The following is an 11,587-nucleotide window of genomic DNA, read 5'->3' as shown; positions in this document are numbered from 1 at the left end:
CGCACATTTCGCGCAACAACTCGACGTTCGACGAGCCCTAACGACCCCGGCGGCTCCTCAGCCGGAAACTCAATCGGCGCCGCGTCGAGCCGGTGTCAACGGGCTCCGGCTGCGGAGACTCCGAATCAGCTTCTGGCTCTTCAGTTTTGGACTCGGCAGCACCGGGCTCGGGCTTGAGTTCGTCGGTCTCGGGCTCCGCGGCTTCGGCCTCCGCGACCTCGGGCTCGTCGGCTTCGGGCTCCTCGACCTCGGGTTCGAGCTCTTCGGCCTCGGGCTCCGCGACTTCGGCGTCCGCAGCCTCCGTCGCAACGGCCTCAGCCTCCGCGGCCTCTGGCTCACCGGATCCAGTTTCGACGGCCTCCGCCACGGCGGCCTCCGCGTCCGCGGCGTCGGGTTCCGCGGACTCGGACTCTTCGGCTTCGGACTCTTCAGTTGCAGCTTCGGGCTCTTCGGCCTCGGCTTCGGGCTCTTCAGACTCTGCGACTTCAGCCTCAACCGTTTCTGGCTCCGCTGATTCCGGCTCTTCGGCCTCGGCTTCTTGTGCTTCGGGCTCCTCGGCTTCGGGCTCCTCGGCTTCGGGCTCCGCGGTTTCGGGCTCCGCGACCGCGGCCTCAGCAGTCTCGGGCTCTTCGGCTTCGGGCTCTTCGGCTTCGGGCTCTTCGGCTTCGGGCTCTTCTGCCTCTACAGCCTCGTCTTCCGAGACCGCGGTTTCTTCGGCTTCGGGCTCTTCTGCTTCGGGCTCCTCGACCGCGGCCTCGACGGTTTCGGGCGCTTCGGCTTCAGGCTCTTCGGCCGCCGACTCTTCGACCTCCGGCTTAGGCGCTGCCGCTGTGACGGTGTCGGCGGCATCGACGGCTTCGGCGTCAGCGGCCTCCACCGGACTCGAGCGCCTCCCCGGTATCAGCCTCTTCGTCGCCCTCCCCGCCCCAATTAACGCGGCAACGCCGGCGGCTCCCAAGACCCGAACGCCGGTTATCGGCTCGAGTTCTGGCTCGGCTTCCGGCTTGGGTTCCGGCTTCGCTTCCGGCTTGGGTTTCGGCGCTTCCTCGGCGTCGTAGTCATTGCCGCGCAGGCTCGCCGGGTCCTCGCGGCCCTTCGGCGCCAGGATGATATACACCACGGCCCCGATGAACACGAACGTCGAAGTGAAGACGTTGATCCGGATCCCGGCGATCTGGGTTGCCGTGTCGTTGCGCAGCAGCTCGACGCCGAAGCGCCCCACGCAGTAGGCGGCGACATAGAGCGCGAACAGTCGCCCGTGGCCGAAGTTGAACCGCCGGTCGATGTAGATCAACGCGACGAAAACCAGGAGGTTCCAGATCAATTCGTAGAGGAACGTCGGCTGCACGACGAGCGCGACCTGACCCGTCGAGACCCCGTCGAGCGAATGTGGGTCGACGTATCCGGAGGGGTCGCGCCGGTAGAAGATCTCCAGCCCCCATGGCAGCGTGGTGTCCCGGCCGTAGAGCTCCTGGTTGAAATAGTTTCCCAGCCGACCGATCGCCTGCGCCAAGATGATTCCCGGCGCAATCGCGTCGCCGAAGGCCGGCAACGGAATTCCGCGGCGTCGGCAGCCGATCCACGCACCGACGCCGCCCAGGGCCACCGCACCCCAGATGCCCAGGCCGCCGTCCCAAATCCGCAGCGCCGCCATCGAGCCGGCGCCGGCCGGGCCCCAATACGTGCGCCAGTCGGTGGCCAGGTGATACAGCCTGCCGCCAATCAAGCCGAACGGCACTGCCCACAACGCGATGTCGTAGATCACGCCGCGCTGCCCGCCGCGCGCCTCCCAACGCCGGTCGCCGATCATCAGCGCCGCCACGATGCCGGCGATGATGAACAGCGCGTAAGCGCGAATGGGCAACGGCCCCAAGTGCCATACGCCCTGCGGCGGGCTGGGGATATAGGCGAGCAGGTGCGTCACGACGCGGCCGCCCTCAGCCGCACACCTTCGGCCAGTTCCGCGGTCAGCGCGCGCAGCGCGGGCAATCCCCCGTCGCCCAGCGCCGACACCAGCGCGGACCCGACGATGACGCCGTCGGCGTAGCTGCCGATCTCTGCGGCCTGCTCCCGCGAGCGCACCCCAAGTCCGACGCCAACGGGTATGTCGGACACCGCCTTCACCCTGCCCACCAATTCGGGCGCGGCCTGCGACACCGCGTCGCGCGCGCCGGTCACCCCCATCGTCGAGGCGGCGTAGACAAACCCGCGCGACGCCTCGACGGTGGTGACCAACCGCTGCGGGGTCGAGGACGGCGCCACCAGGAAGATGCGATCCAACCGATGTTCCTCGGAGGCGGCCAGCCACTGCCCGGCTTCGTCGGGGATGAGGTCGGGCGTGATCAGGCCGTGCCCACCCGCCGCCGCGAGATCGCGCGAGAACGCGTCAACGCCGTAGTGCAGCACCGGGTTCCAGTATGTCATCACCACCGCGCGCCCACCGGCCGCGCTGATCGCCTCGACGGCGGCCAGCGTGTCGCGGACCCGCACTCCCCCGTGCAGGGCGGCCTCGGTGGCCCGGGCGATGGTCGGGCCGTCCATGCCCGGATCCGAATACGGCACGCCGACTTCGATGATGTCGCAACCGCATTCGACGAGGGCGATCATCGCCTCCACCGATGTGGGCACGTCAGGATAACCGGTCGGCAGGTACCCGATCAGCGCCGCGCGATTGTCCGTGCGGCACGCATCGAACGTCGGCCCCAGCCGGCTCGCTTGGCTCTGTTCGACGGTCACTTGTCCCCGGACCCCAACAGGCCGAACCACTTCGCGGCGGTCTCGACGTCCTTGTCGCCGCGCCCCGACAGGTTCACGACGATGACGGCGCCCTTGCCCAACTCGGCGCCGAGCTTGACGGCGCCGGCCACCGCGTGCGCGGATTCGATCGCCGGGATGATGCCCTCCGTGCGGCACAGCAGCCCGAACGCGTCCATCGCCTCGGCGTCGGTGATGGGCCGGTATTCGGCGCGTCCGGTCTCCCGCAGCCACGCGTGCTCGGGGCCCACCCCCGGGTAGTCCAGACCGGCCGAGATGGAATGCGATTCGATGGTCTGCCCGTCCTCGTCCTGCAGCAGGTACGAGAACGATCCCTGGAACGCGCCCGGCGAACCGCCGGTGAACGTGGCCGCGTGCCGGCCGGTCTCGACTCCGTCACCGGCCGCCTCGAACCCGATCAGCCGCACGCCGGGATCGTCGATGAAGGCGTGGAAGATCCCGATGGCGTTGGATCCGCCGCCGATGCACGCAGTGACCGCGTCGGGCAACCGGCCGGCCTGCGCCTGGATCTGGACGCGGGTCTCCAGGCCGATGACGCGCTGGAAGTCGCGCACCATGGTCGGGAACGGGTGCGGGCCCGCCGCGGTGCCGAAGCAGTAGTAGGTGTTGTCGGCGTTGGTCACCCAGTCCCGGAACGCCTCGTTGATGGCGTCCTTGAGCGTTTGCGAACCGCTGTCGACGGACACCACCTCGGTGCCCAGCAGCCGCATCCGGGCCACGTTGAGCGCCTGGCGCGCGGTGTCGACGGCGCCCATGTAGACCACGCAGTCCAGCCCGAGCAACGCGCACGCGGTGGCCGTGGCCACGCCATGCTGACCAGCGCCCGTCTCGGCGATCACCCGGGTCTTGCCCATCCGCTTGGCCAGCAGGGCCTGGCCCAGCACATTGTTGATCTTGTGAGAACCGGTGTGGTTCAAGTCTTCTCGCTTGAGGAAGATCCGCGCCGAGCCGGCGTGCTCGGACAGGCGGGTGGCCTCGTACAGCGGCGACGGCCGGCCCGCGTAGTTGGCCTGCAGGTCGTCGAGGGTGTCGAGGAAGTCCGGGTTGACCCGTTCCTTTTCGTAGGCGGCGGTCACTTCCTCGATCACCGCCATCAGCGCCTCGGCGACGTAGCGACCGCCGTACACGCCGAAGTGACCACCCTGATCGGGGTCGTGTCGGGTGGGCTCGGCGATGGCCGCACTCGCGAGCGGAAGCTCCGGGCGGGACAGGTCTACCATCACCAATTCTCGACGCGGGGACGGCTCATCGGCGTCCTAGCGAGACGGTTTCGGGCAGGACGGGTGGGTGCCCGCGGTGACCAGATCGGCAACCGCCGCGCGGGGGTCACCGCTCTTGACCAGACCCTCACCGACCAGCACCGCGTCGGCGCCTGCGCCGGCGTACGCCAGCAGGTCCCCCGTGCCGCGGACGCCGGATTCGGCGATCCTGATCACCTTGCTGGGCAGTCCGGGAGCGATGCGGGCGAAGCAATCCCGGTCCACGTTCAGCGTCGTGAGATCGCGCGCGTTGACGCCGATCACGTTGGCCCCCGCCTTCAGCGCCCGGTCGGCCTCTTCCTCGGTGTGCACCTCGACCAGCGCCGTCATGCCGAGCGATTCGGTGCGGTCGAGCATCGACACCAGCGCCGACTGCTCCAGCGCGGCGACGATGAGCAGCAGCATGTCGGCGCCGTGCGCACGCGCCTCGTGTATCTGATACGGCTGCACCACAAAGTCTTTGCGCAACACCGGGATTGAGACCGCGGCGCGCACCGCGTCCAGGTCGTCGAGCGAGCCGTTGAAACGTCGCTCCTCGGTCAGGACGCTGATGATGCGGGCGCCACCGTCTTCGTAGGCCCGGGCCAGCTTCGCCGGATCGGCAATGGGCGCTAGTGAACCCGCCGACGGGCTGGCGCGCTTGACCTCGGCGATGACGCCGATCCCGGGCTCGCGCAGCGCGGCCATGACGTCCAACGGCGGGGGCGCCGCCGCGGCGGCCGCTTTGATCTCGCTCAGGCTGACAACGGCTTCGCGCGCGGCAACGTCGGCTCGGACTCCCTCGAGGATGGAGTCAAGCACGGATGCCGGACTCATGCCTGTCGTTCCCTTCCCACTGCCATCCCACTGTCGCTCGGGTATTCAGCCGATTTCGATGACGTCAATGAAGGGTAGCGACCGTCGCCTCGCGGCTCGTCACCGACCCTCGCTGTCTGACCCGCGGGCCCGATCGGTCGGGTCGTGTCCCTCGTCAAGCGCATCCCAAATCATCCGCTCCGACATCTCCGGCTGCTGCTGCCCCTCCAGCATCTCCCCGCGATCGCTCTCGCGTAGCGCATTGGATCGGCGGGTCGCGGGCGCAGCGTATTTCGTCGCGCTCTCCCGCGGCAGGCCCCCCGACCGCATCAACAAGACGGCCGCGATCAGCGTGCACACCGCGGCGGCCACGGCGAACCCGGCGCCGAAGTACCTTCGTTCGCTTCCGACCAGGAACATCAGCGGGACATGGGCCAGTTCGGCGCCGCGCGCCGCCACCTCCGGAAGCACCCACAGGCTGGTCCCCAGATAGCCGACCGCCAGGCTGGCCGCGGCCAGCAGCACGGCCAGCACCCGCAGCGCCCAGCCGCGCACCGCGAGGGCCGCGACCGCGGTGGCCAGCATGAGCAGCGCCAACGGCAGCAGCGCCGTCGACCAGGAGCCGCCGGACAACGTCACCTGCTTGGGCTGGCCCAGCCCGTCGAAGGAGCGGATCACCACCCAGGGCAGCCGCGACGCCACCCACAGTGCCCCCGCGGCCACCACCAGCAGCAGTTGGGCGATGACGATCGTGAGCCGGGGCCGACGGGAATCAGCCATCGTCGCTCGAGGACGGCGCGGTCAGCGTCTCGGCGGCCGCGATCGCGTTGAGCACCGCCCGCGCCTTGTTGGAGGCCTCGGTGTATTCGTAGGGGCCGTTGGAATCGGCCACCACGCCGCCGCCGGCCTGGACGTAGGCGGTGCCGTCGCGCATCAACGCGGTGCGGATGGCGATCGCGAAGTCGGCGTTGCCGGCGAAGTCGAGGTAACCGACCACGCCGCCGTAGAGGCCGCGACGCGTCTTCTCCACCTCCTCGATGAGCTCCATCGCCCGCACCTTGGGCGCGCCCGAGAGCGTGCCGGCCGGGAAGCAGGCCGTCACCGCGTCCAGCGCGGTGCGGCCCTCGCCGAGCATCCCGGTCACCGTCGACACCAGGTGCATGACGTGGCTGTAGCGCTCGATGTGGCTGTAGTCGTCGACGCGAACCGTGCCCGGCGTGCAGACCCGGCCGAGGTCGTTGCGGCCCAGATCGACGAGCATCAGGTGCTCGGCGCGTTCCTTCTCGTCGGCCAGCAGCTCCTTTTCCAGCAGCTGATCCTCTTCGTCGGTGTCCCCGCGCCAGCGGGTCCCGGCGATCGGGTGCGTCGTGGCCCAGCCGTCGGCGACCGTGACCAGCGCCTCCGGGCTCGACCCGACGATCGAAAAGTCCGTCTCCCCAGCGCTATTCGGCACGTGCAACAGATACATGTAGGGGCTCGGATTGGTGGCCCGCAGCATCCGGTACACGTCGATGGGATCGACGTCGGTGTCCATCTCGAAGCGCTGCGACGGCACCACCTGGAACGCCTCGCCCGCCGCGATCTGCTCGACGAGGTAGTCGACGATCTTGCTGTATTCCTCGACGGTGCGCTGCGAGCGGTGCCGGGGTTCGGGCCGGCCGAACGTGGCGACGGTCGACGGCAACGGCTGGCCCAGGGCCGCGGTCATCACGTCGAGGCGGGCGACCGCGTCGTCGTAGGCCTCGTCGACGCGCTCGTCGGTGCCGTTCCAGTTCACCGCGTTGGCGATCAGCGTGATGGTGCCCTCGTGGTGGTCCACGGCCGCCAGGTCGGTGGCCAGCAGCAGCAACATGTCGGGCAGGTGCAGGTCGTCGACCGCCAGCTCGGGCAGGCGTTCCAGCCGTCGCACCAGGTCGTAGGCGAAAAAGCCGACCATGCCGCCCGACAGCGGCGGCAGCCCGGGCATGGCGGCGGTGGCCAGCAGCTCGAGGCTGTCCCGCAGCACGCGGAGCGGGTCGCCGCCCGTGGGCGCGTCCTGGGGCACGGCGCCCAGCCACACCGCTTCGCCGTCGCGCACGGTCAGCGCCGACGGCGCCCCCGCCCCGATGAAGGACCACCGCGACCAGGATCGCCCGTTTTCGGCGGACTCCAGCAGGAACGTGCCGGGCCGGTTGGCGGCGAGCTTGCGGTACGCCGACAGCGGAGTCTCGCTGTCGGCCAAGACCTTGCGGGTCACCGGGACTACACGGTGCTCCGCGGCGAGGTGGCGGAACTCCTCCCGTGAGGTGCCGGAGGCGAGGTGGGCGTGCACCGACCCATCTTCCCAGATGGGCCGATGAGGCATTCGGGCGTAGCGTGACGCGCATGAAACCTGGTGACACCGTGGCCGACTTCGAGCTCCCCGACCAGACGGGAACGCCGCGCAAGCTGAGCGCCCTGCTTGCCGACGGCCCCGTGGTGCTGTTCTTCTATCCCGCCGCGATGACGCCCGGCTGCACCAAGGAGGCCTGTCACTTCCGCGACCTGGCCTCCGAATTCGCCGCCGTCGGCGCCAATCGGGTCGGCATCAGCGTCGATCCCGTGCAAAAGCAGGCCAAGTTCGCCGAGACGCAGAAGTTCGACTACCCGCTGCTGTCGGACACCGACGGCGCCGTCGCCGCGCAGTTCGGCGTCAAGCGCGGGCTGCTCGGCAAGCTGATCCCCGTCAAGCGCACGACGTTCGTCATCGACACCGATCGCACGGTGCTCGACGTGATCTCCAGCGAGCTCAGCATGGACACCCACGCCGACAAGGCGCTGGAGACGCTGCGGGCGCGGTCCTCGGCCTAGCGCGCCCCGCTTCGCGAGCAGACGCAGAATCGCGTGAAAGCGCGCGGGTTTATGCGATTCTGCGTCTGCTCGCGGCGTGGCGTCAGGGGATGATCGCCAGGAACACGTAGGCCGCAAGCAACACCAGGTGCACCTCGCCCTGTAGGCGGGTGGCCCGGCCGGGCACCACGGTCAGCATGCTGATCACCACGGTCAGGGCCAGCAGCACCAGCTGGGTGGGCGCCAGACCGAGCACCAGCGGCCCCTTGAGCCAGATGCTCGCCAGCGCGATGGCGGGGATCGTCAGCCCGATGCTGGCCATCGCGGAGCCGTAGGCCAGGTTGAGGCTGGTCTGGATGCGGCCGCGCCGGGCCGCGCGCACCGCCGCGAGCGTCTCGGGCAGCAGCACCAGCATCGCGATCACCACGCCGACGAACGTCTGAGGAAACCCGGCCGCCGACACCAGGCGTTCGACCGCCGGCGATTCCTGTTCGGCCAGGCCCACCACCGCAACCAGCGCGACGAGCAGCAATACCAGGCTGACCAGCGCCGCACGGGCGCTCGGCGGGTCGGCGTGGTTTTCGTCCTCCTCGAAAATCCGCTTCTGGCCCTTCTGCGCAACGGGCAGGAAGAAGTCGCGATGCCGGACGGTCTGGGTGAACACGAACAACAGGTACAGCAGGAGCGAGGCGACCGCGGCGAAGATGAGCTGGCCCGGGGAGAACTCCCTGCCGGGGTGGCTGATGGTGAACGCGGGCAGCGCGAGGCTCAGCGTCGCCAACGTCGTGAGCGTGGCCAGCGCGGCTCCGCTGCCCTCGGCGTTGAACAACGTCACGCCGTAGCGACGGGAACCCCACGACAGCGACAGGCCGGCGATCCCGTTGGTGGTGATCATGAACGCGGCGAACGCGGTGTCCCGGGCGAGCGTGGCCGCCTCGTTGCCGCCCGACGCCATCAGCTCCACGATGAGGGCGACCTCGATGATCGTGACCGCGCCCGCGAGCACCAACGATCCGAACGGCTCGCCGACGCGGGCCGCGACCACCTCGGCGTGCTGGACGGCGGCCAGCACGGCGCCGATCAGCAGCGCGGCCTGCAGCGTGATCAACAATGGCCCGAGGTGCTCGCCCCAGGTGGCCGTCAGCACGAGGACGGCGATCACCGGCACCGCTGTGGTCCAGGACCCCCAGGACAGCCGTTTGCGCATCGCCCGCCATTCTCGCCGATGAAGCGCGTGGGCGCCCGACGGGTCGGGCCGGGTCACGATTACCGGTTTGTGCGGCCTAGGCCTCAGTACCATGCTCACATGCCAGAAAGCGATGGCCTGACCGAAGGACAGGTGTTCGCCGGATACACGATCATTCGTCGCCTCGGCACCGGCGGCATGGGCCAGGTGTATTTGGCGCAGCATCCGCGGCTGCCGCGGCGCGACGCCCTGAAGATCTTGCCGAGCGAGCTGACCGCGAACGACGAATTTCGCCAACGCTTCAACCGCGAGGCCGACCTGGCGGCGAGCCTGTACAACGAACACATCGTCGGCATCCACGACCGCGGCGAATACGACGGGCAGCTGTGGATCTCGATGGACTACGTGGAGGGCACCGACGCCGCCAAACTGCTGCGCAGCCAGTACCCGTCGGGGATGCCGAAAGCCGATGTGGTGGAGATCATTTCGGCCGTCGCCGACGCGCTTGATTACGCCCATTCGCGCGGGCTGCTGCATCGCGACGTCAAACCGGCCAACATCCTGCTGACCGACGCCAGCCCGCGACGGCGAATTCTGCTCGCCGACTTCGGGATCGCGCGCGAATTGGGCGAGATCAGCGGTTTGACCGCGACCAACATGCTGGTGGGCACCACCGCGTACTGCGCGCCCGAACAGCTGCAGGGCCTCGACGTCGACGGGCGGGCCGACCAATACGCGCTGGGCTGCACCGCGTTCGACCTGCTCGCCGGGTCCGCCCCGTTCCGCCACTCCAACCCGGCGGTGGTGATCACCCAGCACCTGTCCGCGCCGCCGCCGAACATCAGCGAGCGCCGGCCCGAGCTGGCTGACCTGGACGGCGCCATCGCCAAGGCGCTGGCCAAGAAGCCCGACGACCGCTTCGGCACGTGCGCCGAGTTCGCCGCCGCGCTGGGCAGCGGGCTCAACACCGCGGCGTCGGAGGTGACTGCCGGTCCCACCGCGGTCATCCCCGCGCCGACGGCCGTGATCCCAAAGCCCAAGAGCGCGCCGCCGGCCCCGGCCACGGCACGTTCTGGCGGGCGCGGGCCGGTGGTGGCGATCGCCGCGCTGGTCGCGATCGCGGTGGTCGCGGTGGGCGCCTACTTCGGGATTCGCACGCTCGGCGCCCGAAGCCACCAGCACAAAGCGCCATCGGCGTCGGCGGCGCCGTTGTCGCCGGGCAACTCCGCCGCGCCCCCGGCACCGGCGGCCATCACGCTGTCGGGCCAGATCACCGATCAGTCGGGCGTGCTCGGACCGCTCGAGCACGACGCGGTGAACCGCGCCCTCACCAACCTCTACAACGGCCGCGGCACCCGGCTGTGGGTGGTGTACGTGCCGAACTTCGGCGGCCTCAAGCCGTTCAAGTGGGCCGAAAACGCCATGGTCGCAAACCATTTCACCGACAGCGACGCGATCCTGGCGGTGGCCACCGACGAGACGGCGTTCTCGTTCCGGGTGCCCAACGCGGCGCTCACCGGGAAGGCCATCGATTTGGAGATGATTCGCCGGGACCGCATCGCGCCGGCGGTGTTCCGCCACGAATGGGCGCGCGCGGCGATCGCGGCGGCCACCGGGTTGGACGTCGCGCCGAGCTAGCTGTCGGGCCCCAGCAGCTGGTCGGCGTCGAAGCAGCTGTGATCGCCGGTGTGGCAGGCGCCGCCGACCTGGTCGACGGTCAGCAGCACGGTGTCGCCGTCGCAGTCCAGGCGCACCGAGTGGACGTGCTGGGTGTGCCCCGACGTCGCCCCCTTGATCCACTGTTCGCCGCGGGACCGCGAAAAGTACGTTGCCTCACGGGTTTCCAGGGTGCGGGCCAGCGCGTCGTCGTCCATCCAGGCGACCATGAGCACGTCGCCGCTGCCGCGCTCCTGCACGACGGCGGTGACGAGCCCGTCGGCGTTGCGCTTCAGCCGCGCGGCGATCTTCGGGTCGAGCGTCATCGGACCGTGATCTTTTCCGCCGCCATGGCGGCCTTCACCTGCCCGATGGTCAGCTCGCGGAAGTGAAAGACGCTCGCCGCCAACACCGCATCGGCCCCGGCGGCGACCGCGGGCGCGAAGTGTTCGACCGCGCCGGCGCCGCCGCTGGCGATCACCGGCACCGTGACCGCCGCGCGGACCGCGCGCAGCATCGGCAGGTCGAACCCCGCCTTGGTGCCGTCGGCGTCCATCGAGTTGAGCAGGATCTCCCCCACCCCGAGCTCGGCGCCGCGGGCCGCCCATTCGACGGCGTCGATGCCGGTGCCGCGGCGCCCCCCGTGGGTGGTCACCTCCCAGCCCGACGGCGTGGGCGGCGATCCCTCGGGCACCTTGCGGGCGTCGACGGACAACACGATGCACTGCGAGCCGAATTGGGTTGCCATTTCGGCGAGCAGGTCGGGCCGGGCGATCGCGGCGGTGTTGACCGACACCTTGTCGGCCCCCGCCCGCAGCAGGGTGTCGACGTCGGCCACGGTGCGCACCCCGCCGCCGACGGTGAGCGGGATGAACACCTGCTCGGCGGTGCGGCGCACCACGTCCAGCATGGTCGCCCTGCCCGACGACGAAGCCGTCACGTCCAGGAAGGTCAGCTCGTCGGCGCCCTCGGCGTCGTAAGCCGCCGCCAGCTCCACCGGATCGCCGGCGTCGCGGAGGTTTTCGAAGTTGACGCCCTTGACCACCCGCCCGGCGTCGACGTCCAGGCAGGGGATCACGCGCACGGCAAGGCCGGTACCGGAGTACAT

Annotated in this window: 10 protein-coding genes and 1 pseudogene; 2 read left to right on the top strand and 9 right to left on the bottom strand. The window is 69.8% G+C overall.

The features are described 5' to 3' along the window. Positions 1–580: 580 nt before the first annotated feature. The 6 genes and pseudogenes from AC5Y7V_RS23125 to AC5Y7V_RS23100 all read right to left on the bottom strand — a co-directional run. Positions 581–1,924, bottom strand: a pseudogene (locus tag AC5Y7V_RS23125) (prolipoprotein diacylglyceryl transferase); the annotation flags it as partial. Continuing rightward, a complete protein-coding gene (trpA, locus tag AC5Y7V_RS23120) occupies positions 1,921–2,736 on the bottom strand; it encodes a tryptophan synthase subunit alpha (protein ID WP_499882350.1) in 816 nt (271 codons plus the stop codon). The pseudogene AC5Y7V_RS23125 and the gene trpA, both read right to left, overlap by 4 nt. Next, the gene (trpB, locus tag AC5Y7V_RS23115) at positions 2,733–3,998 is read right to left on the bottom strand and encodes a tryptophan synthase subunit beta (protein WP_499882349.1); all 1,266 of its coding nucleotides are present in this window, start codon (positions 3,996–3,998) and stop codon (positions 2,733–2,735) included. The genes trpA and trpB overlap by 4 nt, the downstream gene beginning before the upstream one ends. A 33-nt stretch (positions 3,999–4,031) precedes the next feature. Then, the gene (gene trpC / locus AC5Y7V_RS23110; RefSeq protein ID WP_499882348.1) at positions 4,032–4,850 is read right to left on the bottom strand and encodes an indole-3-glycerol phosphate synthase TrpC; all 819 of its coding nucleotides are present in this window, start codon (positions 4,848–4,850) and stop codon (positions 4,032–4,034) included. Between the two features lie 99 nt (positions 4,851–4,949). Beyond that, positions 4,950–5,609, bottom strand: coding sequence for a TIGR02234 family membrane protein (locus AC5Y7V_RS23105; RefSeq protein WP_499882347.1), 660 nt, complete (start codon positions 5,607–5,609; stop codon positions 4,950–4,952). Next, positions 5,602–7,140 carry an anthranilate synthase component I gene (locus tag AC5Y7V_RS23100; protein WP_499882361.1) on the bottom strand — a complete coding sequence of 513 codons (1,539 nt, stop codon included), beginning with the start codon at positions 7,138–7,140 and terminating at the stop codon, positions 5,602–5,604. Before AC5Y7V_RS23100 ends, AC5Y7V_RS23105 begins: the two co-directional genes overlap by 8 nt. A 53-nt stretch (positions 7,141–7,193) precedes the next feature. On the opposite strand from AC5Y7V_RS23100, the gene AC5Y7V_RS23095 reads away from it, so the two are divergent. After that, positions 7,194–7,658, top strand: a complete 465-nt coding sequence (locus AC5Y7V_RS23095) for a peroxiredoxin (RefSeq protein ID WP_499882346.1) — start codon at positions 7,194–7,196, stop codon at positions 7,656–7,658. An 82-nt stretch (positions 7,659–7,740) separates the two neighbouring features. On the opposite strand, the gene AC5Y7V_RS23090 is transcribed toward AC5Y7V_RS23095, so the two are convergent. Then, positions 7,741–8,844, bottom strand: a complete 1,104-nt coding sequence (locus AC5Y7V_RS23090) for a calcium:cation antiporter (RefSeq protein ID WP_499882360.1) — start codon at positions 8,842–8,844, stop codon at positions 7,741–7,743. A gap of 99 nt (positions 8,845–8,943) precedes the next feature. Between AC5Y7V_RS23090 and AC5Y7V_RS23085 the strand changes: the two genes are divergently transcribed. Then, complete coding sequence (locus AC5Y7V_RS23085; RefSeq protein ID WP_499882345.1) at positions 8,944–10,461, top strand: serine/threonine-protein kinase; 1,518 nt, start codon at positions 8,944–8,946, stop codon at positions 10,459–10,461. Here the strand turns inward: AC5Y7V_RS23085 and hisI are convergent. Continuing rightward, positions 10,458–10,805, bottom strand: a complete 348-nt coding sequence (gene hisI / locus AC5Y7V_RS23080) for a phosphoribosyl-AMP cyclohydrolase (protein ID WP_499882344.1) — start codon at positions 10,803–10,805, stop codon at positions 10,458–10,460. The genes AC5Y7V_RS23085 and hisI overlap by 4 nt on opposite strands. After that, positions 10,802–11,587, bottom strand: coding sequence for an imidazole glycerol phosphate synthase subunit HisF (gene hisF / locus AC5Y7V_RS23075; protein WP_499882343.1), 786 nt, complete (start codon positions 11,585–11,587; stop codon positions 10,802–10,804). The genes hisI and hisF overlap by 4 nt, the downstream gene beginning before the upstream one ends.

Source organism: Mycobacterium sp. NGS34 (assembly GCF_059812845.1).
Note: the sequence above shows the minus strand (reverse complement) of the source record. Positions and strands in the feature narration are given on the sequence as shown.